Raw genomic sequence first — 24,592 nt, 5'->3', positions numbered from 1 at the left:
CCACGCGGCGGAGCCGCAGACCGGTCCGCCAAGCCCTACCGAGGAGGAAAGACAGCGTGACCTACGTCATCGCGCAGCCTTGTGTCGACGTCAAGGACAAGGCATGCATCGAGGAGTGCCCCGTCGACTGCATCTACGAGGGCTCCCGGTCCTTGTACATCCACCCGGACGAGTGCGTCGACTGCGGGGCCTGTGAGCCGGTGTGCCCGGTCGAGGCGATCTTCTACGAGGACGACACCCCGGAGGAGTGGAAGGACTACTACAAGGCGAACGTGGAGTTCTTCGACGAGCTCGGCTCGCCCGGTGGCGCCTCCAAGCTCGGCCTGATCGAGCGGGACCACCCCTTCATCGCCGCCCTGCCGCCGCAGAACGGCTGACCGCGCGGGCCCCGGGGCCGTCCGGCGTTCCCGCCGCACGGCCCCGGGGCACCCGGCGGGGACGACGGGCCCGGCGGGACGAGGCACCCGCGGGGCGTACGCGTGCCCGCCCGCCGCGAAGCACCCGCACCGAAGAGAGTTGAGCACCGTGCCGCCCGTCTCCGCACGCCTTCCGGTCTTCCCCTGGGACAGGCTCGAGCCGTACAAGGCGGCCGCCGCCGCACACGCCGGCGGGACGGTCGACCTGTCCGTCGGGACCCCGGTGGACCCGGTCCCCGACGTCGTGCGCCGCGCCCTGGCCGCCGCCTCCGACAGCCCCGGCTACCCCCTCACCCACGGCACCCCCGCGCTGCGCGAGGCGATCGCCGGCTGGCTGCGGGTCAGGCTCGGCGCGCAGTCCGCGGACCCCGCGCACGTCCTGCCGCTGATCGGCTCCAAGGAGCTCGTGGGCTGGCTGCCGACCCTGCTCGGCCTGACGCCGGCCGACCAGGTGGCCTTCCCCGAGCTGGCCTACCCGACCTACGAGGTCGGCGCGCGCACCGCGCACGCGGAGCCGGTCACCTACCGCGACCCGGTCCAGGACCTGGACCCGACGCTGGTGAAGCTGCTCTGGCTGAACACCCCGTCCAACCCCACCGGGCGCACCCTGGACGCCGCCGAGCTGCGCCGCATCGTGGCGTGGGCGCGCGAGCACGGCATCCTGGTCGTCTCCGACGAGTGCTACATCGAGCTGGGCTGGGAGACCGAGCCGGTCTCCGTCCTGCACCCGGACGTCTGCCAGGGCTCCCACGAGGGCCTGGTGGCCGTCCACTCGCTCTCCAAGAGCTCCAACTTCGCCGGGTACCGGGGGGCCTTCCTCTCCGGCGACCCCGCGGTGGTCAGGGAGCTGCTGGCGGTGCGCAAGCACCTGGGGATGATCGTCCCGGCACCCGTGCAGAACGCGATGGCCGCGGCGCTCGGCGACCGCGCCCACGTCGAGGAGCAGCGCGCCCGCTACGCCCGGCGCCGGACCGCCCTGCGCGCCGCCTTCGAGGGGGCGGGCTTCAGGATCGAGCACTCCGAGGCGAGCCTGTACCTGTGGGCCACCCGCGGCGAGCACTGCTGGGACACCGTCGGCGACCTGGCGAAGCGGGGCATCCTGGTGGCGCCCGGCGAGTTCTACGGGACGGCGGGGGAGCGGTTCGTGCGGATCGCCTTCACCGCCACCGACGAGCGGGTCGAGGAAGCGGTGCGGCGCCTGGCGTAGGCGCGGACGCGCCGCACGGCCGGGCCCGCGCGGCCGGGGCGTGTCCGGGGCGTGCCGAGGGGGCGGGGAGCGACTGCTCCCCGCCCCCTCGGGCCTCTCCGCCCCGCGGGGCGAAGGGCTCAGCCCAGGGTGCCGCCCAGGGGGCTCTGCCCGCCGGTCAGCTTGCCGAGGAGGTCCCCGACCGCCCCTTGGGGAACGCTGCGGTACAGGCCGGAGGTCGTCCCGCCGACCTCGTCGAGCGGGACCTGCCGGGCGACGTCGCCGTCGACGAGGTGCTGGGACAGGCCCTCGCGGTCCGAGACGCCCAGGCCGATCCGGTTCTCCCCCACGGGGGTGTCGGCGAGCATGCTCCGGGCGGAGCCCGCGGTGGAGTGGGTGTTGCCGGCGAGCAGGCGGTGCGCGGCGGGGGTGGTCCGGTGCCCGGCGGTGCGCAGGTTCCGGCCGGCGTCGCGGGCGGTCTCCTCGGTGGAGCGGAGGGTCCCGTCCACCGAATCGGCGGAGCGGACGGTCCCGTCCACCGAGTCGACGGTCCGGCCGGCCGCGTGGACGCTCGGGCCCGTGGTGCGTGCGGTCTCCCCGACGAGGGCGGACAGGGCCCGGGAGTCGGTCTCCCGGACCACGCCCTCGGCGGTCTCCCCGGCGGCGGAGAGGGTGTCGGCCACGTCGAGGTCGCTCACGGGCGACAGTCCGCCCAGGCCGACGGTGTCCTGCAGGTCCGCCGCGGACGCGGAACCCGCCGCGCCGACCAGGGGAGCTGCGCCGGCTGCGACGAGCAGCGCGGCCTGGGCGATCCGACGGGTGAGGGGGATGGACATGGTGCTCCTTGGTCGGAGAAGAGGTCACAGGACGTCCGGAGGACGGACACCGTGACTACCGCTCCGAAGCACCGGAAGGTTGCGGCCGATTGGAGTAAAGAGTTCCTAATGTGTCAGATTTTATGCTTGACGTAACGGTTCCTGTCGTGTCGCGGGAGGGTTCCCGAAGAAACGTCACGCCCCTTTTCCCGCAGGCCCCGGGGCGCGGGACGGCCCGGTGGGCGGCGGCCGCGGAGCCGTCATCCGCGCGCAGTGCGCCTCCCCCGGACGTGGACGCGCGGAAACCGCTCCCGGGTGACGCGTCGCACTAGCGGGCGACGGTGATCAGCACCTGCCCGTGCCCCTTCGCCGCCCCGGCGTCCCCGGCCTCGCTCCAGCCGTCCCCGGACCGGGCGGCCGACCACGTCCGGCCGGCGAACGAGACGGTCTCCAGCTCCAGGTCGCCCGAGTGCGCCACGGCCCACTGGGCCAGCTCCCAGCCCCTCCGCAGGGCGTCCTCGCCGTCCCGGCCCTCCAGGGACAACGAGACCGCCGACCCGGAGGCCTTCCCGTCCCCCTCCGGGGCGCCGGTGCCCTCCCCGCCGGACCCCTGCGGCAGCACGCCCTCGCCGAACTCCCTGACGAGCAGCTCCCTCAGCTCCGCCGAGTTGTCCGAGGCCCGCCCGCCGGCCCCCGCGGCCGCGGCCGCGGAGCCGCCGGAGCCGCCGGAGCCGCCGGAACCGGTGGAGCCGTCGGCCGCCTGCGCGGCCCGGTCGTCCACCGTGCAGCTGAGCGAGGCCGCGGCCCGGCCGGTCAGCGCCGAGGCCAGCTTCGAGGCGTCCGGCTCGTGCTTGGCGTACGCCTGCGGGAACCCGCTCTTCTGGACCTCCTGGGCCGCCACGGTCAGCGGGAGCCGCGAGTAGCCGGGGACCTTCTCCAGCTTGTCGTAGAACTCGTTCGCCGAGTACACCGGGTCCAGGATCTGCTCCACGGTCCCCCAGCCCTGGGAGGGGCGCTGCTGGAACAGCCCCACCGAGTCCCGGTCGCCGTGCCGGATGTTCTTCAGGGCGGACTCCTGCATGGCGGTCGCCAGGGCGATGGTCACCGCCCGCTCGGGCAGCCCCCGCGCGGACGCCGCCGCCGCGATGGTCGCCGCGTTCCCCGCCTGCTCGGGCGTGATCCACAACGACTCGCCGTCCGCGCCGCGCACCTCGCACGCCGCGGCGTTGCGCGTGCTCAGGAACTGCACGGCCGCGTAGCCGCCCAGCACCAGGAGCACCAGCAGCGCCGCGGCGGCGCGCAGCCTCCTGCGCCTCCACCACGTCCCCCGTGCACCGGGGCCCGCCTGCGTCGATCCCTGAACCACGCTGCACACCGTACTCAGTCCGGCCGGGGGCGCGCCGCCCGCCTCCACGACGGGGCACCGCAACGGGCCGGTCCGACGGGCCACTTCGACCCGGTACCCCGACGGGGCGCCGCGGCGGGGCGGGAGCGGCGACCGGCGGCGGGACGGTCCGGCGGGCGCCGGCGGGGGAGGGGTATCGTGCCGGGCATGAACCGCCCTGCACTGGACCTGTCCCAGGACGCCGCCGCCCTCACCGCCCAGTTGGTGGACTTCCCCTCGGTCAGCGGGGACGAGAAGGGCCTGGCGGACGCGGTCGAGACCGCCCTGCGCGGCCTGCCGCACCTGGGCGTGGAGCGCCACGGCAACACGGTCGTCGCCCGCACCGCCCTGGGCCGCGCCGAGCGCGTCGTGCTGGCCGGCCACATCGACACCGTGCCGATCGCCGGCAACGTCCCCTCCCGGCTGGAGGACGGCGTCCTGCACGGCTGCGGCACCTCGGACATGAAGTCCGGCGTCGCCGTGCAGCTGCGCATCGCCGCGACCGTCCCCGAGCCCAACCGCGACCTCACCTTCGTCTTCTACGACTGCGAGGAGGTCGAGGCGGAGCGCAACGGGCTGCGCCGCCTGGCCGCCGAGCGCCCCGAGTGGCTCGCCGCCGACTTCGCCGTGCTGCTGGAGCCGTCCGACGGACTGGTCGAGGGCGGCTGCCAGGGCACGCTGCGGGTCGAGGTCCGCCTGCCCGGGGTGCGGGCGCACTCCGCCCGCAGTTGGCTCGGCGAGAACGCGATCCACGCCGCCGCCCCGGTGCTGGCCCGGCTCGCCGAGTACACCCCGCGGACCGTCGTCATCGACGGACTGGAGTACCGCGAGGGCCTGAACGCGGTGCGGATCGAGGGCGGCGTGGCCGGCAACGTCGTCCCGGACGCCTGCACGGTCACGGTCAACTTCCGCTTCGCCCCGGACCGCTCCGAGGAGGAGGCGCTCGCCCACGTGCGGGAGGTCCTGGACGGCTGGGAGACCGTCCTGACCGACACCTCCCCCGGGGCCCTGCCCGGTCTGTCCCACCCGGTCGCGGCGGCGTTCGTCGAGGCCACCGGGTCCGTGCCGCGCGCCAAGTACGGCTGGACCGACGTGTCCCGCTTCTCTGCCCTGGGCGTCCCCGCGGTCAACTACGGGCCCGGCGACCCCAACCTGGCCCACAAGCGCGACGAGCACGTGGCGGTCGCCGCGGTGCTGGAGTGCGAGAAGCACCTGCGGGAGTGGCTGACCGCCTGATTCCCCGCTCCGCCCCGCGCGTTCCCGGCGCGTTCACGCTTACGGCGGTAGTGCATGCGTACCCTTCACTCATGAGTGATCCAGACGTGCAGGGATCCGGCCGGCGGGCCGGGATCGAGATCGAGGAGGAGGCGGCCGCGGAGTACGCCCGGGCCTCGGGGTCGCCCTCGGAGGTCGAGGAGCAGTGGCCCGAGCGGCGCCTGGGCCCGGTGGTCCGCCGCCGCGGGCAGGTGCAGCCCAGTACCACCGACCAGCGCCTGCTGGACAGCCGGGGACCGACGGACTGGCTCCACGAGGACCCGTGGCGGGTGATGCGCATCCAGTCGGAGTTCGTCGAGGGCTTCGGCGCGCTGGCCGAGGTCGGCCGGGCCGTCAGCGTCTTCGGCTCCGCCCGGATCGCCAGGGAGTCCCCCGAGTACGAGCAGGGCGTGCGCCTCGGCCGCGCACTGGCCGAGGCCGGCTTCGCCGTGATCACCGGCGGCGGGCCCGGCGCGATGGAGGCCGCCAACAAGGGCGCCTGCGAGGCCGGCGGCGTCTCCGTCGGCCTGGGCATCGAGCTGCCCTTCGAGCAGGGCCTGAACCCCTACGTCGACATAGGGGTGAACTTCCGTTACTTCTTCGTCCGCAAGACGATGTTCGTCAAGTACGCGCAGGGGTTCGTCGTCATGCCCGGCGGCTTCGGCACCCTGGACGAGCTCTTCGAGGCGCTGACGCTCGTCCAGACCCGCAAGGTCACCCGGTTCCCGATCGTCCTGTTCGGCAACGGCTACTGGACGGGCCTGGTCGACTGGATCCGCCGCACCCTCGTTCAGGAGGGGAAGGCGTCCCCGGTGGACTTGGAGCTGCTCCACCTCACCGACGACGTGGACGAGGCGGTCGAGTTGGTGACGAAGGAGTCCGAGCCCCCGCTCTGACCCCCGCCGCCGTCACCGTCGCCGTCGCCGTCCTGGTCCGTCAGGCGCTCGCGGGCCATCAGGGTCGCCCCGGCCACCGCGCCCGGCATCGCCAGGACGGCGACGAACGGCAGCAGGAACAGCAGCACCAGCGGCACGCCGAAGCCCAGGGACAGCATCTTGTGCCCGCGCAGCCGCCGCAGCCGCTCCTTCAGCGGAATGCCGCGGCGCTGCAGCGGCACCGAGGTCAGCTCGGCGGCGAGGAAGAAGCCCGAGACGCAGAAGCCCACCGCCGGCACCGCGGTCTGGCCGATCACCGGAACGAAGCCGCACGCGAAGAGCAGGACGCCGAACAGGGCGGTCCAGAACAGGATCACCAGGCTGTCCCGCGCCCCGACCACCAGGTCGTGCCACAGGGAGGTGTCCGGGCCGTCGGGGCCGCCGCCCTCGAGCTCCTCCACCCGCTCCGCCAGCGACTCGTAGAACGGGGAGCCCACCAGCAGGGTCACCGCCGTGAAGGTCAGCACCGCCAGGCCCAGGCCGGCCCCGAAGAGCAGCACGACGAGAGTGCCGCGCACCAGGGACTGCCACGGCGACCCCCAGTCGTCGGCGAACGGCGTGGCCCAGGCCACCGCGTCGTCGGCCCAGAAGCCGAGCACCGCCAGCGCACCGGCGTACAGGACGAGGGAGACGAGGGCGGGGATCATCCCGAACCCCCACCACCGCGTGTGCCGGGCCACCCACCGCTGGCCCTTCATCAAGTAGCCGAAACCCGCTGCCAGATCGCGCATACCGGAAGGCTACCGGGCCCGGACCCGGGCCCGGGCCCGCCCGGCGCGCCCCGGTTCAGCCCAGGCCGCGGCGGGCGACGGCCGGGGGACGGTGCCCGGCCACGGAGGCGACCATGTCCAGCACCTGCCGGGTCTCCGCCACCGCGTGCACCCGGTACACCCGCGCGCCCTGCCAGGCGGCGACCGCGGCGGTGGCCAGCGCGGCCAGCATCCGCCTCCCCTCCGGGCCGGTCCCCGGGCTGCCGCCGGGGGCCCCGGAGCCGGAGGGGCCGGTGGACAGGGACACCAGCACCGGCCGCCCGCCGACCACCAGACCGCCCAGGTGCCGGGCGGCCTCCAACGCCTCCGGGCCGTCCCCGGAGAGGTCGGTCCCGGGGGAGACCAGCACCGACTCCGGGGGCACGCCGAGGGCGACCGCGCGCTCGGCCAGCCCGGCGGTGACCCGCAGGACGTCCGCCGCGGTCCCCTCCGCGCCGGCCGCGGAGGCGTCCGGCACGGCGTCCGGCACGGACCGGCCGGTGTACGTGCACACGAGCCCGGCGCGGTGCCGGGCCGCCACCCCGGCCAGTTCCGGGTCGGCCCCGCCCCGCGGGTCGTCGAGCAGGTCCGCGCCCGCCGCGCACACCGCCTCGGCGACCTCGTGCCGCCAGGTGCGCACGGCGATCACGACGTCCGGGTGCCGCCGACGGACCTCGGCCACGAACGCCGCCGTCCGCCGGACCTCCTCCTCCGGCACGGCGACGGGCCCCTCCCCGGACCCGTCCCCGGCCCGGTCCCCGGGCTCCTCCCATGGAAGGCACACTTCGACGGCCGCGGCGCCGTCGGCCACCGCCCGGCCGACGCGGTCCAGCGCAGCCGCCTTGGCGCCGTCGGCCTCCGGGCCGGGGTCCAGGTCCACGACAGCCATGATCACCGGCTCGTGCTCGCCGAACTCACGCCGTCCCAGCCGCAGTGCCATCGGGTCCTTCTTCCGTTCGCGTCCTCGTCCGCCCACCAGATCGTGGCACGATCGTGCTCGACAGTCGTGGCCGCACCCCTGGAGATCAAGTTGTTCTGGTTCATGATCGTCGCCCTGGTCGCGGTGGCCGCGGCCGTGGCGGCGGCCGTCCTGGGCCGCGGCGGGACCCTCCCCGAGGTGGAACCCGACCGCACCTCGGACGCCCTTCCCCAGGACCGGCCGGTGGGCCGGCGCGACATCGAAGGACTGCGCCTGCCCATGGTGCCGCGCGGCTACCGGATGGCGGACGTGGACGACGTGCTGGACCGCCTCGGCGCGGAACTGGCCCACCGGGACGCCCGGATCGCCGAACTGGAAGCGCGGCTGGCCGGGGTGGCGGCCGGCGCCGTCGGGGCCGCGCGGGCCGCGGAGGAGGCCGGCCCGCCCGGGGCCGGGCCCGGCCCGCAGGAGCCGGAACCGGCCGGGGACGACCCGCACGGGCCCGCCGGGCCGGACGCCGGGAACACCTGGGGCCGGCCGTGAGCGGGGCCGTGCCCGGCGCCGACGGCCTGCTGCGCTGCCCGTGGGGCGCGACGGCCGAGGACTACGCCGCCTACCACGACCACGAGTGGGGCCGCGCGGTCCGCGGCGACGACGCCCTCTACGAGCGGCTGTGCCTGGAGGCGTTCCAGTCCGGACTGTCGTGGCTGACGATCCTGCGCCGCCGCGAGGGGTTCCGCGCGGCCTTCGCGGGCTTCTCCGCCCGAGCGGTGGCCGCCTTCACCGACGCGGACGTGCAGCGGCTGCTCGCCGACACCGGGATCATCCGCAACCGGGCCAAGATCGAGGCGGCGATCACGAACGCCCGCGCCACCTGCGACCTCGCGGGGACGTACGAGGGCGGCCTGGACGCACTGGTGTGGTCGTACGCCCCGGAGGCGGCCGGCCGCCCGGTGCCGCGGACCACCGCCGACGTGCCGGCGTCCACGGCGGAGTCCGCGGCGCTGGCGAAGGACCTGAAGCGGCGGGGCTTCCGCTTCGTCGGGCCCACCACCGCCTACGCGCTGATGCAGGCGTGCGGCCTGGTGGACGACCACCTGGCGGACTGCCACGTCAGGGGAGCCGCCCGCGCGGGGAGCGCCCCGCCGCGCTGACCGCCGCTCCGGCGGCCCGCCGCGCCGGCCCCCGGCCGGGACGGCGCGGCGGGCCGTCCCGGCCGGACCGACCCGGTGTCAGCGGGGCCGGGCGCCGGCGGGGCCGACGGGCCCCGCCGGGTCCCGGCCCGACCGGGCGTCAGCGGCCCAGGTACTTCGGCTTCTCCTTCTTCACGAAGGCGTCCACCGCGATCGCGTGGTCCTCCGCGGAGCCGGCCCGGGACTGCAGTTCGTCCTCCTTGGCCAGGGTCTCCAGCAGGGAGTGGTCCGACCCGTAGGCCAGCGACTCCTTGATCGCCGCGTAGGCCACGGTCGGCCCCTCGGCCAGCCGGCGGGCCACCGCCTCGGCCTCGGCCGCGAACTCCTCGTCCGGCACGACCCGGTTGGCGATTCCCAGTTCCAGGGCCTCCCGGGAGCCGATGGTGCGGGGGAACAGCAGCAGGTCCGAAGCCCGGCTGCGGCCGACCAGCCGGGGCAGGGTCCAGGAGGCGCCGGAGTCGGCGGTCAGCGCCACGCCGGCGAAAGAGGTGTTGAATCCCGCGGACTCGGCCACCACGCGGTAGTCGCAGGCGAACGCGAATCCGGCCCCGGCGCCCGCGGCGACGCCGTTGACCGCGGCCACCACCGGCTTGGGCATCGTGGCGATGGCCGTGGTGATCGGGTTGTAGTGCTCCTTGACGGTGGTCATCGTCAGGCGGGTGCCCTGCTCCCGGTCCTGCCGGAGGCTGCCGATGTGCTCCTTGAGGTCCTGCCCCACGCAGAACGCCCTGCCGCGGCCGGTCAGCAGCACGGCCCGCACCGAGGTGTCGGCGGCGGCCTGCTGCAGCGTGTCGCGCAGGGCCTCCTTGAGCTCCCGGCTCAGGGCGTTCATCGCATCCGGCCTGTTCAGCGTCACGGTCGCGAGACCGTCACTCACCTCGTACAGCACGACATCGGACATGGCGCGTCCTCCCACTCCACAGCACTCAACAGCACGTCACACGGATTCACGGCGGTTTTCCGCGTTCCACCGCACTACACGGCTCCGAAAGACCGGCGAAGTATCGCAGTCCGGTCCCCGGAATGGGGGGTTTTGGGGGTGTGAGATGTCGAACCGATAGGAACTGGTGTTGGTCATCGGGTCCCGGGATGCGGGATAATGGCCTTGAACCAATGTGTTCGAGTCCGGTGGCGCCTGGGCCCCCGGTTGCGAAGAGCTGGTTTCAGGAAGGGGAACGAGCATGGCGGCCATGAAGCCGCGGACGGGTGATGGCCCGCTCGAGGTGACCAAGGAGGGGCGGGGCATCGTCATGCGCGTTCCGCTCGAAGGCGGCGGGCGGCTCGTCGTCGAGCTGACCCCCGACGAGGCCGAGGCGCTGGGCGAGGCCCTGAACAAGGCCTGCGGCTGACCGCCTTCGCGGCGCAGCGTACGAGCCTGCGGCCCCCGCCGGACACGGTCCGGCGGGGGCCGGGTCTTTTCCGGGGAGCGCTCCGGGCCGGCCGGCCCCGGCGGACCGGCCGGTCAGCCCCGGTAGACCGCGCACAGCAGGCCGTCGCCGGTCGGCAGCAGCGCGGGCACCAGGGCGTCGCTGTCGCGGACGTCGCGCACCAGCTCCCGCAGGCCGGCCACCTCGTCCTCCTGGTGGGCCCCGTCCACCGTCCGGCCGTCGGCGAAGACCCCTTCGAAGCAGACCAGCCCGCCCGGCCGCAGCAGGCGCAGCGACTCCGCCAGGTACTCGGGGTACTCGGCCCGGTCGCCGTCGCAGAAGACCATGTCGTAGCCGCCGTCGGCGAGCCGGGACAGCACGTCCAGGGCGCGGCCGGGGATGAACCGGGCCCGGTTGGCGGCGAAGCCGGCCAGCGCGAACACCTCGCGGGCCAGCTGCTGGCGGTCCGGCTCGGTGTCCACGGTGGTCAGCACGCCGTCCGGCCGCATGCCCCGCAGCAGGTGGATGCCCGAGACCCCGGTCCCGGTGCCTATCTCGGCCACCGCCTTGGCGTCGGCCGCCGCGGCGAGCAGGCGCAGCGCCGTGCCCGTGCCGGGAGAGACGGTGCGCACCCCGACCGCGTGCGCCAGGTCGCGGGCGCGCAGCATGGCGTCGTCCTCACCCGGGTACGCGTCGGCGAACGCCCAGCTCGTCTGCCGGTTGCCGGTAATGGCCCTCTCCTGTCGCCGCAGTGCCCTCATTCCGGCCGTGCGGTGCCGGCCCGGGGCGACTGTATCCGTTGCGCTCGGGAACCCGCAGATGAGACCGGGCGTTGACGGGGGTGAGGAAACCGGGCGGCTCGAAGGCCCGGCAGGTACGGCGGAGGCAAAGACTCTTATCCGGAGCTAACGGGCGAGGCGGATATGGTAGGGGCTCTACTGGACACCACCAGAGCCGACAGGGGAGGTGCGGCCACGACCGGCGGCCGAAAGGCGTTCCCTCGCCTTCGCGTACCGTCGGGCGGGCCGAGATCCGTGACTGACACCGCTGACCGTCCGCAGGGCGCCGCCGAGGCCGCGGCCACCACGGCCACGTTCGACACGGACCCGGGCGGCGCGGCCTGGACGCCTCCCTCGTGGGAGGAGATCGTCAGCACGCACAGCGCGCGGGTCTACCGCCTGGCCTACCGGCTGACGGGCAACCAGCACGACGCCGAGGACCTCACCCAGGAGGTCTTCGTCCGCGTCTTCCGGTCGCTGTCGACCTACACCCCCGGCACCTTCGAGGGCTGGCTGCACCGCATCACCACCAACCTCTTCCTGGACATGGTGCGCCGCCGCCAGCGGATCCGCTTCGACGCGCTCGCCGACGACGCCGCCGAGCGGCTCCCCAGCCGCGAGCCGTCGCCCGCCCAGCACTTCTCCGACACCCACTTCGACGCGGACGTCCAGCAGGCGCTCGACACCCTCCAGCCCGAGTTCCGCGCCGCGGTCGTGCTGTGCGACATCGAGGGCCTGTCCTACGAGGAGATCGCCGCCACCCTGGGCGTCAAGCTCGGCACCGTCCGCAGCCGCATCCACCGCGGCCGTTCCCACCTGCGCAAGGCGCTCAAGCACCGCGAGCCGGCCGCCCGCCCCACCCGCTCCCCGGCCGCGGTCGGTGCGGACGTGCCGGGGGAGTCCGCGCAGCGGGGAAGATCGTGAGCGCGGCGGACGGCGGCGCGGCGGGCTTCCCCCGGGGGGCGGAACAGGCGGCCGAGCTCCACCTCGGCGACCGCCTGGCCGCCTTCGTGGACGGCGAGCTGGGGCACGACAGCAGGGAGCGGGTGCTGGCGCACCTCGCCACCTGTCCGCAGTGCAGGAGGGAGGCCGACGAGCAGCGCCGGGTGAAGAACGTCCTCGCCGCGGCCGTCGGTCCCGGCCCCTCCGAGGGGCTCCTCGCCAGGCTCCAGGGCCTGCCCGCCGGCGACGTCTCGCCGCTGGACGGGCCGGCGCGTCCGGGTGGCACGGGCCCCGGCGGCCCGGTGCCCGGCGCCCGGGCGGACCGCTTCGAGTTCCGCATCCACCGGATGCCCTCCCGCACGCCCTCCCGCGCGCACTCCCGCCCCGCGCCGCACGCCGTGGCGGCGTCGGCCGGACGCAGCCGGAGGCTCGCCTTCGCCGCGGCCGGCGCCTTCTCCGTGGCGGCGATCGCACTGGGCGGGGCGCTGCCCGCCGGCGGCGTCAACGGCACCGGCCGGAGCGAGGACCAGGGCAACACGGTCACCCCGCTGACGGTCGGCACGGCGGGGACGGTCGGCACCGCCGGCCTGCGGGAGACGCAGAACCACGGGACGGGCACGCTCAGTGTGCCGGTCCGGCAGGCGGGCCTGATCGACGGGCCGTCCGGCGGGCTGCTGCCGGCCTCCGCGGTCAGTCCCCCCGCGGTCCCGCTCGTGGTGCCCGGGCAGGGACCGGCCACACCCGCGCCCACCACGCTCACGGCGCCCACGCACTCCCCCGCCGGCCCCGGCCCCGGCCGCTGAGCCGGTACCGTAAAGCACGGTCCGCACCCGGGACGCCCGGGTGCGGACCCGGTACGACACAGCACCGCCAGGGCCGAGGGGGCTCGCGAGGAGGCTCGATGAACGAGGGCAAGGGCACCGGCCCGCAGTGGTGGAGCCGGCCCGGCCCGGACGCCGCGTCCCCCCGGACCGCGGCGGCCCCCGTACCCGCCCCGCCTCCCCGGCCCGCTCCCGGCGGCACGGCGGACGGTGCGGCGGGACCGGCGTCCGAACCGTCCGCACACCCGTCCGCACCCCCGCCCTCGTCCGCGGCCGGGGACCGCGCCACGGTCCGGCTCGCCGCCCTCGCGCCGCCCCCGGCCGCCGCCGCACCGGAGGAGGGCGCCCCGGCCGACGGTGCGCCGCAGGACGGCGGTGCTCCGCAGGACGGGGCCGCGTCCCCGGCGGAGCCCGTGCACGGCACGTCGGCCGAGGACGACACCGTCCCGGGCGTCACCGTGCCGCCCTCCGGGGCCCCGGCGCCGCCGGCGCACCCCAGGGACCCCTACGGCACCCCGCCCTACGGGCGGCCCGGCCCGTGGGCCCCCGCGCCCCCGGTCCAGCACCCCGCCGGGGCCGGCGCGCCCCCGGCGTACCCGTACGCCCCGCACCCGGCGGGCCCGCCCTCCCCGCAGCCCGCCACGCCCCCGGAGGGCCTCCGCCTCCCCGCGTACCCGCAGCCGCAGGGCACGTGGAGCCGCTACGACCCGTGGGGCGCGCCGCCGCCCGCCCCCGCCCCGGAGGGGCGCGGCCGCCGCCGCGGGCGGCTGCTCGTCGGCGCTTTGCTGATCGCCCTGGTCGCGGGCGGGCTGGGCGGCACGGTCGGGGCCTCCCTGCGCGACGGCGGCGTCGTCACCATCCCGCAGGCACCGGCCGAGAGCGGGCACCGGGACCCGGACAGCGTGGCCGGTATAGCCGCCGCCACCCTGCCCGGCGTGGTCTACATCCACGTCCGCGGCGGGGGCGAGGAGGGGACCGGGACCGGGTTCGTCCTGGACGGCTCCGGCCGCATCATCACCAACAACCACGTCGTCGAGCCCGCCGCCGACGGCGGCACCATCTCGGTGACCTTCAACGACGGTGACGTCCGCAAGGCGGAGATCGTCGGCCGGGACAGCGGCTACGACCTCGCGGTGATCGAGGTCGACGGGAAGCCCGGCCCGAAGCCCCTGGTGCTCGGCAACTCCGACTCGGTCCGGGTCGGCGACCCGGTGGTGGCCATCGGCGCCCCCTACGACCTCGAGGGCACCGTCACCTCGGGCATCATCAGCGCCAAGGACCGCCCGATCACTGCGGGCGGCGAGACCGACGGCTCCGACGTCTCGTACGTGAACGCCCTGCAGACCGACGCCCCCATCAACCCGGGGAACTCCGGCGGGCCGCTGGTGGACTCCAGGGGGCGGGTAATCGGCATCAACACCGCGATCCGCTCCGCCGACTCCGGCACCGACCCCTTCGGCGGCGGCCAGGGGGGCAGCATCGGACTGGGCTTCGCGATACCGGTCAACCAGGCCAAGCGGGTCGCCGAGGAGCTGATCGCGACCGGCCGGGCCACCCACCCGGTGATCGGCGTCACCGTGGACATGGCGTACGACGGCATCGGCGCCAAGGTGAGCGAGAAGGACGGGAGCGGCCGTACGGTCAGCCCCGGGGGCCCCGGGGACGAGGCGGGCATCGAACCGGGCGACGTCATCACCGAGGTCGACGGCGACCGCGTGCGCAACGGCGAGGAGCTGATCGTCAAGATCCGCAGCCGCCGCCCGGGGGACCGCATGGAACTGACCGTGGAGCGCGACGGGAAGGAGCGGACCATCACCCTCACCCTCGGCAGCGCGACGGATGACTGACACCGCGCCGCCGCCGGGACGTACGCTTGCCCGCGTAACCTGCCGGTGCAGGGCCGCGGGAATGTACCGTGGAACGCGGCCGCCGACGAACCGAGGAGCTGCAGAGTGTTCTCCGACATAGGGGCGTTCGAGCTCGTGGCGCTCGTGATCCTGGGAGTGCTCGTCTTCGGCCCCGACAAGCTCCCCAAGGTGATCCAGGACATCTCCCGGTTCGTCCGCAAGGTGCGTGCCTTCTCGGACAGCGCCAAGGAGGACATCCGCAACGAGCTCGGCCCGGAGTTCAAGGACTTCGAGTTCGAGGACCTCAACCCGCGCACCTTCGTCCGCAAGAACCTCCTCGACGACGGCGACGACCTGGGCCTGAAGGAGATCAGGAGCGGGTTCGACCTCAAGGAGGAGACGGCGTCGGTCACCGACGCCGTCAACGGCAGGAGCCGCTCCTCCGGCTCCGCGCCGTCGCTGCGCAAGCAGGACCCGGTCCGGCCCGACGAGCGGCCGCCCTTCGACCCGGACGCCACCTAGCCCCCTCCCGCGGCGGAGACGGCCCCCGCGGGCCCGGCGAGCCCCGTACGACGGCCCCCGCGCGCCGCGACGTCCCCCGCCGTCCTGCTACGGCTCCTGCGGGCTTCCGGGGGCCCTCCGGGCCCGTCCGGCGCCGCCGGGGCGGAACGGGGGACACCTACCGGGCCCCGGCCGCCCCGGATGGTTATTGTGGGGGCGCCCCAGGGGCGTCCCCGGGCTCGGGGCGTGCACCGATGAGGCATCGAGGAGGCGCCGCGCACATGGAGACGACGACGAGTCGCACCGGAGAGGAATCGACGGCCGGCAGACGGACCGCCGGCGCCGGTGCGCCGGCCGGCGCGGTCGAGGGCTACCTCAGGGCCGACTTCCCCTGGTACGGACTGGACGGCACCCACCGGGGGCCGCGCTGGCTCATGCAGGTGGGGGCCGGGGCCGACGGCACGGTGGACCACGGGTCCACCGGTCACGGGGACCCGCCGTCGAGGAACCTGGAGGTCAAGGGGGCCCGCCGGTTCACCGCCGTGGTGACGGTGGCCCGCCGTCCCGAGCGGCGCAGCGCGGACGACACCGGGCACCTCGAGGCGACCTCGGTGTCGTCGGCGGCCTGGCTGGCGGGCTCGGGGCTGCTGGCCGGCACCTGGCCCACCGGGATCGACCACACGCTGCGCCAGAAGTGGCTGGACCAGCAGACCGCGCTCGCCTGGGAGCTGGCCGACGACCTGGACGGCCCGGCGTGGGCGTCCCTGACCCTGCCGGTGGACGGCCGGCCGACCCCGTTCCACTACCGCGAGTCCGAGTACGGCTGGGTGCTGGCGGGCTCGGCCGGGGGAGTGCACCTGGGCGCCTACGGGCGCGGCATGAGCGCCTACGGCCTGGGCTTCTCGGTGATCGAGGACATCACCGCCTACGCGCACTGACCCCGCCGCCGCACCCCGCCCGGCACCGGCCGTGCAGTGCTACGCCGTGCAGGACCCCTTCGCGCGGGGCTGCGCCGTGCAGTGCCCGGTCGTGCGGCGCCCGGTCGCCCGGCGCCGGTCGTGCGGCGCCCGGTCCCACGGCGCCACCGGGGTGCGGGCGCCGCGGGACCGGGGGTGTTTCAGAACTTGTTGCGCGGGGTGAGCCCCAGCGACATCCCGGACAGGCCGCGCTGCCGCCCGCCGAGCTTGCCCGCCACGGACCGCAGTGCGGCGCCGGCCGGGGACTCGGGGTCGGAGAGCACGACCGGACGGCCGTCGTCGCCGCCCTCGCGCAGCCGCACGTCGATCGGGATCGAGCCGAGCACGGGCACGGTCGCACCGGTGGTGCGGGTCAGGCCGTCGGCGACCTGCTGGCCGCCGCCGGCGCCGAACACGTCCACCATCTCGCCGCAGTGCGGGCAGGGGAGGCCGGCCATGTTCTCGATCACGCCGGCGATCTTCTGGTGGGTCTGCACGGCGATGCTGCCGGCCCGCTCGGCCACCTCGGCCGCGGCCTGCTGCGGCGTGGTCACCACCAGGATCTCGGCGTTGGGGACCAGCTGGGCCACCGAGATGGCGATGTCGCCGGTGCCCGGGGGCAGGTCCATCAGCAGCACGTCCAGGTCGCCCCAGTAGACGTCGGCGAGGAACTGCTGGAGGGCGCGGTGCAGCATCGGGCCGCGCCACACCACGGGGGCGTTGCCCGGGGTGAACATGCCGATGGAGATGACTTTCACGCCGTTGGCCGACGGCGGCATGATCATGTTCTCGACCTGGGTGGGGCGGCCGTCCGCGCCGAGCATGCGGGGCACGGAGTGGCCGTAGATGTCGGCGTCGACGACGCCGACCTTCAGCCCGTCCGCGGCCATCGCGGCGGCCAGGTTGACCGTCACCGAGGACTTGCCGACACCGCCCTTGCCGGAGGCCACCGCGTAGACCCGGGTCAGCGAGCCGGGTTTGGCGAACGGGATCTCCCGCTCGGGGGCGCCCCCGCGCAGCACGGAGGCCAGCTCGCGGCGCTGCTCGTCGCTCATCACGTCCAGCTCGACCGAGACCGAGGTGACGCCGGCGACCTTCGACACGGCCTCCGTCACCTCGCGGGTGATGGTGTCGCGCAGCGGGCATCCGGAGACGGTCAGGTAGACGGCCACGCTCACCGCGCCGCCGTCGGTGATCCCGACGGACTTGACCATGCCGAGGTCGGTGATCGGCCGGTGGATCTCCGGGTCGTTCACCGTCGCCAGAGCGGCGCGCACCTCCTCCTCGGAGGGGGCGGAGCCTGGGGGAGTGTCGGTAGCCATAACCCGAATGGTACGACCCGCGCGGCGCGGTCCGGGCGGTTGCCCGTCCCCCGGACGGTGGATATCGATCACACCGACATGTGGGTCATGTCCGCGTCATCCGGTACCTTCGTGTTCGCACTACGCGATTCCTTGAAGCACTGTGGGGGGACACCCATGTCCGCAACGAATTCCGCCGAGGCCGCCTCCGGCGCGCCCGCCGGCGCGCGCACCGTCGGCAAGACCCGGGGGCCGGTGGCCGTCTGGCTGCTCACCCTGGTCACCTTCGGCATCTACTACCTGGTCTGGTACTACAAGATCAACCGCGAGCTGCGGGACTTCGACCCGAGCATCAAGTCCTCGCCCGGCGTCTCGCTGCTGGCGATCACCCTGGGCGGCGTCCTGATCGTGCCGCCGTTCGTCTCCCTGGCGAACACCGCGGGCCGGATCCGCCGGGCGCAGAGCCTCGCCGGGCAGCCGGAGAGCTGCTCGGGCCTGGTCGGCATCCTGCTGTGCTTCGTGTTCGGCACCACGCCGATCTACTACCAGGGCGCGCTCAACCAGGTCTGGAAGGGCTCCGCGCCGCGCGGCTGACGGCACGCGGCCGGCCTCGCGGCCCCGGCACGGCGGGACGGGTTCCCGCCGTGCCGGGGCCGCGGCGTTTCAGCGCTCCCGCGACGCCGTCGCACCGCCGCCGGCCCCGCCCCCGCCCTCCAGCGCCTGCAGGAGGTCCTGCAGGTCGGACCGCAGGCCGTTGATCTCCGTGTGCAGGTAGTCGCGGGTCGCCACCTCGCCCAGGTTCGTCCGCAGCGCGGCGACCTCCCGGGTGAGGTACTCGGTGTCGGCGATGCTGCGCTCGTTCTGCGCCCGGTCCTGCTCCAGGTTGATCCGGTCCCGGTCGGCCTGACGGTTCTGCGCGAGCAGGATCAGCGGGGCCGCGTAGGAGGCCTGCAGGGACAGCATCAGGGTCAGGAAGATGAACGGGTACTCGTCGAACCGCAGGGCCTTCGGGGCCACCGTGTTCCACAGCACCCACAGGGTGACCAGGACCGTCATCCAGACGATGAACCGGCCCGTCCCCAGGAACCTGGCGATCCGCTCGGAGAGCCGGCCGAACGCCTCCGGGTCGTAGGCGGGCAGCCGCACCAGCTGGCGGCGCTCGGCGCGCGGCTGGTCCAGCCGGACGCGCCGGGACCCGGCCGGCCCCGCGGCGGTCGAGCCGGTCCGCCGCCGGACCCGCGGGTCCCCGCGGCGGTCACCGGCCGCCATCGGCGGCCTCCCCGCGGTGCCCGGACCCGCCGGACCCCGCGGACGACGACACCGCCGCGGTGTCGTGCGTCCCGGACTCCCGCCAGTCCTCGGGCAGCAGGTGGTCCAGCACGTCGTCCACGGTCACCGCGCCGAGCAGGTGCCCGTACTCGTCGACGACCGGGGCGCCCACCAGGTTGTACGTGGCGAGGTAGCCGGCCACCTCGGACAGCGGGGTGTCCGGCGACAGCGGCTGGAGGCCGTCGTCGACGATCGCGCCCACCAGGGTGAACGGGGGGTCCCGCAGCAGCCGCTGGAAGTGCACCACGCCCAGGTACCTGCCGGTCGGGGTCTCCTCGGGCGGCCGGCACACGAACACCTGCCCGGCCAGGGCGGGCGACAGGTCCTGGTTGCGCACCCGGGCCAGCGCGTCCGCCACCGTCGCGTCCGGGCGCAGCACGATCGGCTCGGTCGTCATCAGCCCGCCCGCGGTGCGCTCCTCGTAGGCCAGCAGCCGCCTCACCGGGGCCGCCTCCTGGGGGCGCATCAGGGTGAGCAGCCGCTCCTGGTCGCTCTCCGGCAGCTCGGAGAGCAGGTCGGCCGCGTCGTCGGGGTCCATCGCCTCCAGCACGTCCGCGGCGCGCTCCTCCTTGAGCTTCCCCAGGATCTCCACCTGGTCGTCCTCGGGCAGCTCCTCCAGGACGTCGGCCAGCCGGTCGTCGTCCAGCGCGGCGGCCACCTCGGCGCGGCGCTTGGCGGACAGGTGGTGCAGGACGTTCGCCAGGTCGGCGGGGCGCAGCTGCTCGAAGGTGGCCAGCAGGTTCGCCGCGCCCTGGTCCTTCTCCTCCAGCGAGAACCCGCTCACCGCGGACCACTCCACGGTCAGCGTCTCGCCGCGGCGGCGCAGCGCACCGCCCCTGCCCCGCTGCACTGCGACCTTGTCGATCTCCCAGTCGCGGCGCTGCGGCGAGCGGCTCATCGCCACGTCCAGCACGGTCACCTCGTCCCCGGTCTCCGCCAGGCGGACCTTGCGGTCCAGCATCTCGCCGAGCACCAGGGTCTCGGTGGGCCGCTGCTCGAAGCGGCGCATGTTGACCAGGCCGGTGGTGATCAGCTCCCCGGACTCCAGACTGGTGACCCGGGTGATGGGCAGGAAGATCCGCCGCCGGCCGACCACCTCGACCACGAAGCCCAGGACGCGCGGCGGGCGCCCGCCGGGCCGCAGGGTCGCGACGACGTCACGCACCCGCCCCACCTGGTCGCCGTTCGGGTCGAAGACGGCCACCCCGGAGAGGTGCGAGATGAAGATGCGGGAGGTTCCGGACGCCATGCCGCTCCCTCCCTCCCGGAGAATCAGTGCCTCGTGTCCCCTCGGGCCCGGTTCAGCGTAACCCGGCCCCGCCGCCCGCAGCCCGGCGGGACGCTCCGGGTCGCGGGGGCCGCCGGGTCGGCGAACCCGAGTACCTTGCGGTAGCTTCTTGCCGCCGATCCCTGCCCCGAACGTACTCGGAGGAAGCGTGACCACATCTCCCCGCGCCCGGTCGGTGGCCGCCGCCGTGCTCGCCTGCCTCCTGGGCGCGGTCGTGCTGGCGGGCTGCGGGGAGGAACCCCCCGATCCGGACGCGGGCACCAACGGCGTCGCGAAACTGACCCCGAAGAAGATCGAGGCGAAGACGCGCAGCGCCGCGTCCGACGCCGAGGCGGTCCGGCTGGCCGGCACGGTCATCAGCAAGGGCAAGAAGTACCGCATGGACATGCGGCTCACCGAGGACGGCGGCGTCGGGGAGATGACCCTGCGCGGCCACACCTTCGAACTGCTCAGGATCGGCGAGCAGCTGTACCTCAAGGCCGACGAGAGCTTCTACCTCGACGGAGAGGCCGGCGAGGACTCCACGTCGGAGAAGGCCGCGCGCAAACTCGCGGGCAAGTACGTCAAGGTCTCCTCCGACGACCCGGCCTACCGGCGGTTCTCCGGCTTCACCCACAAGGACGTGCTCCTGGGCGACCTCTTCGTCCTGGACGGCAGGCTCGCGGTCGGCAAGCGGGGCACGGTCAACGGCACGAAGACCGTCGAACTGGCGGCGGACGGCGGCCACGGCGGCGCCCTGGCGGTCTCCCTCCAGGGCAAGCCCTACCCCCTGCGGTACGAACGCGCCGGTGACGCCGGGGTGTTGACCCTCAGCGACTGGAACGAGCCCTTCACCCTCAAGGCCCCGGAGGAGAAGCAGGTCCTGGACTACGGCGAGGAGATCACCGGAGCCTCCTGACCGCCAGGCGGGCACGGCGCCGGGCGGGCACGGCGCCCGGTGGCGGTCAGCCGCGGCGTCCGCGGCGGAACAGCAGCCTCGGCAGGGCCGGGGGAGCCGGGGTGCGGGTGGTCACCGGGGTGTCGACCGGACGCGCGGCGAGGGAGCCGTCCGGCATCGCCCCCGGCCGCTCCGCCGGCGCGCCGTCCGGCTCCAGCCGCAGCACCCGGCACTGCTCCGCCCAGCGGTCCGCGATCGTCTCGGTGTCGGGGGCGTTGAGCCGCTTGCCCTTCAGTTCGGAGACCGCCGCCTCCCAGCCCTCGCTGCGCGGAGCCTGCTCCACGACCCGCGCCGGCCAGGCGACCAGCCGGCCCCAGGAGTCCTTGCTGCGCACGGTGACCCGGGCGCTCCCGCCGTCGACGAGACCGGGCAGGGGCTGCTCCCCGGGGCCGTCCCCGACCACGCAGACGGCGCCGTCGTGCCACACGTGCCACAGCGCCCGGGCCGGTCCCTGCGCCCCCTGGACCCACACCAGTGCGGACTTCTTCGCGGACTCCTCGATCAGGGCCCGGTCGAGCAGTTCCGGCCCCACGGCGGCAGTGGTCTCGGTCATGTCCGCAGCTTACGGCGTGGCGGACGGGCCGGGGGAGGCGGACGGCGCAGGGGCGGGGAGGCGGACGGAAGTGTGGCGGAGGGCCGGGAAGCGGGGCGGGCCGCCCTGCGGCGGGCTACAGCCAGCCGTTGCGGCGGAAGCCGCGGTGGATGCCCACGCAGGCCACGACGATCATGACCAGCACCGCCGGGTAGCCGTACCGCCAGTGCAGCTCGGGCATGTGGTCGAAGTTCATCCCGTAGATGCCGGCGATCATCGTCGGGACGGCGAAGATCGCCACCCACGCACTGATCTTGCGCATGTCCTCGTTCTGGGCGACGGTGACCTGCGCGAGGTTGGCCTGGAGGATGGAGTTGAGCAGGTCGTCGAAGGAGACCACCTGCTCGTTGACCCGGGCGAGGTGGTCGGCCACGTCGCGGAAGTACTTCTGGATGTCGGGGTCGACCAGCCGCATCGGCCGCTCGGACAGCAGCTGCATCGGCCGCAGCAGCGGGGAGACGGCCCGCTTGAACTCCAGGACCTCGCGCTTGAGCTGGTAGATCCGCCCGGCGTCGCCGCCCCGGCGGCCCTTGCCCTGCTGGGCGGAGAAGACCTCGATCTCCACCTCGTCGATGTCGTCCTGCACCGCCTCGGCCACGCTCAGGTAGCCGTCCACCACCTGGTCGGAGATGGCGTGCAGCACCGCGGAGGGGCCCTTGGCCAGCAGCTCGGGGTCGCTCTCCAGGCGGTGCCGCAGCGACCGCAGGCTGCCGTGGCCGCCGTGCCGCACGGTGATCACGAAGTCCCGGCCGGTGAAGACCATGATCTCGCCGCTCTCCACCACCTCGCTGGTGGCGGTCAGTTCGGCGTGCTCGACGTAGCGGATGGTCTTGAAGACGGTGAAGAGGGTCTCGTCGTAGCGCTCCAGCTTGGGCCGCTGGTGGGCGTGCACTGCGTCCTCGACGGCCAGCGGGTGGAGCCCGAACTCCTCGGCGATGCCGGAGAACTCCCGCTCGGTGGGCTCGTGCAGCCCGATCCAGACGAAGTCGCCCGCGGCGCGGCCCGGGCCGCGCACCTGCTCCAGGGCCTCCCCCGGCGTCGCGCGCTCGCCGGCCCGGCGGCCGCCGGAGTAGACGGCGCAGTCCACGACGGCGCTGGGCCCGGGCCGGGAGGCGGCCGGTTCGTAGGGGCCGGCGCCCCGGCGGAGTGCGGGGCGGACCACTGCGCGCAGATCACGGATCATCGACATTGCTGGCTCCTTCGCGGGCCGGCCGCCGGCTCCTCCGGAGAGGGACGCACCGGGGCCCTCTGCCGTGGGCCGAACGGGCCCGGGAGGGCGGCGGTGCGCGACGCTCGGTGCGGCGGCGGCTTCTCGCCTGAACGGGAATCAAAGCGAAGCTCCGGCGCTCTCCGGTACGGTGCGCGTCTTCCCGGTGAAGAAAGTCTCAGCCCTGGTGTTTTGCCGATCAGCGGCAGGGTATGAAGGGCGTCGGGCCGTCGTGGACGGGCCGTCAGATCACGGGAGGGACGTACCGCGCGGGAGAGCTGCCGGTACTGCACGGTCGGCTAGGATCCACCGCAGCCCACCTCCCTCGGCCTTGTCCCCTGGGGGAAGTTCCGGATCGTGCGCGGTCGGGCACCCCGGGGCGCGCACGCAGCGCGACACCCTCACCTCGACCGACGGCCAAGCGTAACAGGCCGCTCCGACCGCAAGACCCATCTTTACCCTTTCCTTAGACGCTTTATGCTCCATGCATGGTCGACGTACTCGCTCTGGTGGAAGCCCGGCTGCGCACCGCGTTCGGCGAGCCCTCGGGCCGCGCTGCGGTCACCTTCCTCGGCGCCGAACGCATCGAGGTGCTGCGGTACTTCGGGGCCGGCGGCGTCGACGGGGCGGAACCGGACGTCGTGCGGTACGTCACCCTCGGAATGGCCCGGCAGCCGATGACCGACCCCACGGCCGCCGTCGCCGACCCGCTGCGCGGGCCCCGGGCGGAGCTGCTGCTCTCGGTGCGCGCCGGACGCGCGGACACCGACGGGGTGCTGCGCACCCTGGCCACCCTGGCCGCCTCCCCGCAGGTGGAGGGAGTGGTGGTGGCCCCGGGCGCGTCCCTGGACGTGGGCGGGCCGCTGTGGCCGGAGGCGCCCTTCACCGCCGTGCTGGTCGCCGAGTCGGGGGGACTGGTGGAGGACCTGGAGCTCGACCCCCCGATGGACCCCGTCCGCTTCCTGCCGCTCCTGCCGATGACGCCGACCGAGGCGGCCTGGAAGCGGGTGCACGGAGCGGCCGCGCTGCAGGAGCGCTGGCTGCGCCACGGCACCGACCTGAGGGACCCGCGGCGCCGCCCGGTACGCCTGGACGACTGACCCCGGGCCCCGCCGGCCCCGCCGGCCCTGCCGGCCCCCGGGCCCCGGCTCCCGCGGGGCGGACGGGTGCACCGCCGGACGGGTGATCGTCCTTGACTGCGCGCGGACCGATGGAGGACCGTTGGGCCTTATGAGGGGCGAACCCAGTTGCCCGAAGTGCGGTGGCCGAGTCAGGGCGCCCGGCCTCTTCTCGGATTCCTGGCAGTGCGACGCGCACGGCGCGGTCCATCCGCTGCAACCCGTGGTCCCGCCGAGCGTGGAAGCGCTGGGAGTGGCCGTCAACAGGGCGAAGGTGCCGGTGTGGCTGCCCTGGCCCATACCGGTCGGGTGGCTGTTCACCGGCGTCGCCTACGCGGGCGACGACGTGTCCGGCGGCCGTGCCACGGTCGTGGCCTGCTCCGGCCCGGCCCCCCTGGGCGGGCCGGGGGACATGCTGCTGATCGCCGAGGAGCTCGGCGTCGGCCTGGGGGCCCGCTTCGCGGGCATCGAAGGACCTGACCCCGGCCCCGGCATGTGCACGGACAAACCGCCGCACACCAAGGTCGTCGCCAAGGGGCGGCCCACCCCCCTGTGGCACGTGGAGGGCACGCCCGCGGACCGGGCCGTCTTCGCCGGGGAGGCGGGCGGGCTGTGGCTGTGGGCCGTGGTGTGGCCGGAGCAGTCGGGCCTGATGATGTACGACGAGCTGGTCCTCACCGACCTCAGGGAGGCCGGCGCGGAGGTGGAGCTGCTGCCGATAGGAGCCCTCTCGCCCCGTCTCCTGGGGTGACCGGG

At 74.7% G+C, this 24,592-nt stretch carries 26 protein-coding genes and 1 pseudogene; 16 read left to right on the top strand and 11 right to left on the bottom strand.

Annotated elements, in window-relative coordinates:
* Positions 1 to 56: 56 nt before the first annotated feature.
* The gene (fdxA, locus tag GQS52_RS08985) at positions 57 to 377 is read left to right on the top strand and encodes a ferredoxin (protein ID WP_003985062.1); all 321 of its coding nucleotides are present in this window, start codon (positions 57 to 59) and stop codon (positions 375 to 377) included.
* Positions 378 to 525: 148 nt separating this feature from the next.
* Positions 526 to 1,623, top strand: coding sequence for a succinyldiaminopimelate transaminase (dapC, locus tag GQS52_RS08980; RefSeq protein ID WP_182316315.1), 1,098 nt, complete (start codon positions 526 to 528; stop codon positions 1,621 to 1,623).
* A gap of 674 nt (positions 1,624 to 2,297) precedes the next feature.
* Here dapC and GQS52_RS08975 read toward each other — a convergent pair.
* A pseudogene (locus tag GQS52_RS08975) lies at positions 2,298 to 2,438 on the bottom strand (ATP-binding protein); the annotation flags it as partial.
* Positions 2,439 to 2,745: 307 nt separating this feature from the next.
* Entirely contained in the window at positions 2,746 to 3,783 is a 1,038-nt protein-coding gene (locus GQS52_RS08970; protein ID WP_182312890.1) for a hypothetical protein, read from the bottom strand.
* 186 nt (positions 3,784 to 3,969) lie between these two features.
* On the opposite strand from GQS52_RS08970, the gene dapE reads away from it, so the two are divergent.
* Positions 3,970 to 5,037 (top strand): succinyl-diaminopimelate desuccinylase, encoded by a 1,068-nt coding sequence (gene dapE, locus GQS52_RS08965; RefSeq protein ID WP_182312889.1) that lies wholly within the window; start codon positions 3,970 to 3,972, stop codon positions 5,035 to 5,037.
* Between the two features lie 71 nt (positions 5,038 to 5,108).
* On the top strand, positions 5,109 to 5,951 hold the full coding sequence (locus GQS52_RS08960) for a TIGR00730 family Rossman fold protein (protein ID WP_182312888.1): 843 nt from the start codon (positions 5,109 to 5,111) through the stop codon (positions 5,949 to 5,951).
* Here GQS52_RS08960 and GQS52_RS08955 read toward each other — a convergent pair.
* The gene (locus GQS52_RS08955) at positions 5,846 to 6,721 is read right to left on the bottom strand and encodes an EI24 domain-containing protein (RefSeq protein ID WP_182312887.1); all 876 of its coding nucleotides are present in this window, start codon (positions 6,719 to 6,721) and stop codon (positions 5,846 to 5,848) included. The genes GQS52_RS08960 and GQS52_RS08955 overlap by 106 nt on opposite strands.
* 55 nt (positions 6,722 to 6,776) lie before the next feature.
* Entirely contained in the window at positions 6,777 to 7,679 is a 903-nt protein-coding gene (locus GQS52_RS08950; RefSeq protein WP_182312886.1) for a dihydropteroate synthase, read from the bottom strand.
* Positions 7,680 to 7,769: 90 nt separating this feature from the next.
* On the opposite strand from GQS52_RS08950, the gene GQS52_RS08945 reads away from it, so the two are divergent.
* Both GQS52_RS08945 and GQS52_RS08940 read left to right on the top strand, forming a co-directional pair.
* Positions 7,770 to 8,201, top strand: a complete 432-nt coding sequence (locus tag GQS52_RS08945) for a DivIVA domain-containing protein (protein WP_182316314.1) — start codon at positions 7,770 to 7,772, stop codon at positions 8,199 to 8,201.
* Positions 8,198 to 8,812 carry a DNA-3-methyladenine glycosylase I gene (locus GQS52_RS08940; RefSeq protein ID WP_182312885.1) on the top strand — a complete coding sequence of 205 codons (615 nt, stop codon included), beginning with the start codon at positions 8,198 to 8,200 and terminating at the stop codon, positions 8,810 to 8,812. Before GQS52_RS08945 ends, GQS52_RS08940 begins: the two co-directional genes overlap by 4 nt.
* 139 nt (positions 8,813 to 8,951) lie before the next feature.
* Here the strand turns inward: GQS52_RS08940 and GQS52_RS08935 are convergent, their stop codons facing one another.
* Positions 8,952 to 9,752: an enoyl-CoA hydratase-related protein gene (locus GQS52_RS08935; protein WP_182312884.1), complete on the bottom strand. Its 801-nt coding sequence runs from the start codon at positions 9,750 to 9,752 to the stop codon at positions 8,952 to 8,954.
* 280 nt (positions 9,753 to 10,032) lie between these two features.
* On the opposite strand from GQS52_RS08935, the gene GQS52_RS08930 reads away from it, so the two are divergent.
* On the top strand, positions 10,033 to 10,200 hold the full coding sequence (locus GQS52_RS08930) for a DUF3117 domain-containing protein (RefSeq protein WP_182312883.1): 168 nt from the start codon (positions 10,033 to 10,035) through the stop codon (positions 10,198 to 10,200).
* A gap of 113 nt (positions 10,201 to 10,313) precedes the next feature.
* On the opposite strand, the gene GQS52_RS08925 is transcribed toward GQS52_RS08930, so the two are convergent.
* Complete coding sequence (locus GQS52_RS08925) at positions 10,314 to 10,979, bottom strand: O-methyltransferase (protein WP_182312882.1); 666 nt, start codon at positions 10,977 to 10,979, stop codon at positions 10,314 to 10,316.
* Positions 10,980 to 11,141: 162 nt separating this feature from the next.
* Here GQS52_RS08925 and sigE point away from each other — a divergent pair, with 162 nt between their 5' ends.
* From sigE to GQS52_RS08900, 5 genes are all read left to right on the top strand, one after another.
* Entirely contained in the window at positions 11,142 to 11,921 is a 780-nt protein-coding gene (gene sigE, locus GQS52_RS08920) for an RNA polymerase sigma factor SigE (protein ID WP_182312881.1), read from the top strand.
* Entirely contained in the window at positions 11,918 to 12,742 is an 825-nt protein-coding gene (locus tag GQS52_RS08915; protein ID WP_182312880.1) for a zf-HC2 domain-containing protein, read from the top strand. The genes sigE and GQS52_RS08915 overlap by 4 nt, the downstream gene beginning before the upstream one ends.
* Before the next feature lie 98 nt (positions 12,743 to 12,840).
* On the top strand, positions 12,841 to 14,607 hold the full coding sequence (locus GQS52_RS08910; RefSeq protein ID WP_182312879.1) for a trypsin-like peptidase domain-containing protein: 1,767 nt from the start codon (positions 12,841 to 12,843) through the stop codon (positions 14,605 to 14,607).
* A gap of 105 nt (positions 14,608 to 14,712) precedes the next feature.
* The gene (locus GQS52_RS08905; protein ID WP_182312878.1) at positions 14,713 to 15,129 is read left to right on the top strand and encodes a sec-independent translocase; all 417 of its coding nucleotides are present in this window, start codon (positions 14,713 to 14,715) and stop codon (positions 15,127 to 15,129) included.
* A gap of 260 nt (positions 15,130 to 15,389) precedes the next feature.
* Positions 15,390 to 16,046, top strand: a complete 657-nt coding sequence (locus tag GQS52_RS08900; RefSeq protein ID WP_182312877.1) for a hypothetical protein — start codon at positions 15,390 to 15,392, stop codon at positions 16,044 to 16,046.
* A 179-nt stretch (positions 16,047 to 16,225) separates the two neighbouring features.
* Here GQS52_RS08900 and GQS52_RS08895 read toward each other — a convergent pair whose 3' ends face one another.
* On the bottom strand, positions 16,226 to 17,386 hold the full coding sequence (locus GQS52_RS08895) for an Mrp/NBP35 family ATP-binding protein (RefSeq protein WP_182312876.1): 1,161 nt from the start codon (positions 17,384 to 17,386) through the stop codon (positions 16,226 to 16,228).
* Between the two features lie 156 nt (positions 17,387 to 17,542).
* Between GQS52_RS08895 and GQS52_RS08890 the strand changes: the two genes are divergently transcribed.
* Positions 17,543 to 17,959: a DUF4234 domain-containing protein gene (locus tag GQS52_RS08890; RefSeq protein ID WP_182312875.1), complete on the top strand. Its 417-nt coding sequence runs from the start codon at positions 17,543 to 17,545 to the stop codon at positions 17,957 to 17,959.
* Between the two features lie 69 nt (positions 17,960 to 18,028).
* Here GQS52_RS08890 and GQS52_RS08885 read toward each other — a convergent pair whose 3' ends face one another.
* Positions 18,029 to 18,634: a DUF1003 domain-containing protein gene (locus GQS52_RS08885; RefSeq protein ID WP_182312874.1), complete on the bottom strand. Its 606-nt coding sequence runs from the start codon at positions 18,632 to 18,634 to the stop codon at positions 18,029 to 18,031.
* Entirely contained in the window at positions 18,621 to 19,943 is a 1,323-nt protein-coding gene (locus tag GQS52_RS08880; protein ID WP_182312873.1) for a CBS domain-containing protein, read from the bottom strand. The genes GQS52_RS08885 and GQS52_RS08880 overlap by 14 nt, the downstream gene beginning before the upstream one ends.
* Before the next feature lie 187 nt (positions 19,944 to 20,130).
* On the opposite strand from GQS52_RS08880, the gene GQS52_RS08875 reads away from it, so the two are divergent.
* A complete protein-coding gene (locus tag GQS52_RS08875) occupies positions 20,131 to 20,880 on the top strand; it encodes a hypothetical protein (protein ID WP_259370666.1) in 750 nt (249 codons plus the stop codon).
* A 46-nt stretch (positions 20,881 to 20,926) separates the two neighbouring features.
* Here the strand turns inward: GQS52_RS08875 and GQS52_RS08870 are convergent, their stop codons facing one another.
* The gene (locus GQS52_RS08870) at positions 20,927 to 21,451 is read right to left on the bottom strand and encodes a hypothetical protein (RefSeq protein WP_182316312.1); all 525 of its coding nucleotides are present in this window, start codon (positions 21,449 to 21,451) and stop codon (positions 20,927 to 20,929) included.
* A 136-nt stretch (positions 21,452 to 21,587) separates the two neighbouring features.
* Positions 21,588 to 22,700: a magnesium/cobalt transporter CorA gene (corA, locus tag GQS52_RS08865; protein ID WP_182312872.1), complete on the bottom strand. Its 1,113-nt coding sequence runs from the start codon at positions 22,698 to 22,700 to the stop codon at positions 21,588 to 21,590.
* Between the two features lie 506 nt (positions 22,701 to 23,206).
* Here corA and GQS52_RS08860 point away from each other — a divergent pair.
* Complete coding sequence (locus GQS52_RS08860; RefSeq protein ID WP_182312871.1) at positions 23,207 to 23,818, top strand: suppressor of fused domain protein; 612 nt, start codon at positions 23,207 to 23,209, stop codon at positions 23,816 to 23,818.
* Between the two features lie 130 nt (positions 23,819 to 23,948).
* On the top strand, positions 23,949 to 24,587 hold the full coding sequence (locus GQS52_RS08855; RefSeq protein WP_182312870.1) for a DUF6758 family protein: 639 nt from the start codon (positions 23,949 to 23,951) through the stop codon (positions 24,585 to 24,587).
* The last annotated feature ends 5 nt before the right edge of the window (positions 24,588 to 24,592 follow it).

Source organism: Streptomyces sp. SCUT-3 (assembly GCF_014083985.1).
In the GTDB taxonomy this organism is placed as follows: Bacteria; Actinomycetota; Actinomycetes; order Streptomycetales; family Streptomycetaceae; genus Streptomyces_H; species Streptomyces_H thermolineatus.
This window is presented reverse-complemented; position numbering and strand designations above follow the sequence as displayed.